This is a genomic window from Bacillus sp. VA13 (assembly GCF_055710085.1).
The window spans coordinates 1-255 of the sequence record NZ_JBVQPP010000033.1 but is presented as its reverse complement, the minus strand read 5'-3'; the positions used below and the strand labels follow the sequence as shown (position 1 = coordinate 255).

Annotated in this window: 1 protein-coding gene; it reads left to right on the top strand. The window is 43.5% G+C overall.

Translation table 11 applies throughout. The features are described 5' to 3' along the window. Positions 1-255, top strand: a 255-nt coding sequence (locus tag AC0C66_RS21620) for a transposase (protein WP_472973712.1), incomplete at both ends; no start/stop codon positions are given.

Sequence of the window (255 nt, the reverse complement as noted above, 5' to 3'; positions counted from 1 at the left end):
AGTGATTGCTTTTACGATTGGCGATAAGCAGGACACAGACTTTGTCTTAGACACACTTGATCAGCTGCCAACACTGCCTGAGAACTGCGTGTTACATAGTGACCAAGGTTCTGTGTATACATCTTACAAGTATCAAAAAGCTGTTAACACAAAAGGCATTACCATGAGCATGTCCCGCAAAGGGACGCCCGCTGATAATGCCTCCATCGAATCGTTTCATTCCTCACTAAAGTCTGAAACGTTCTATCTTAACAG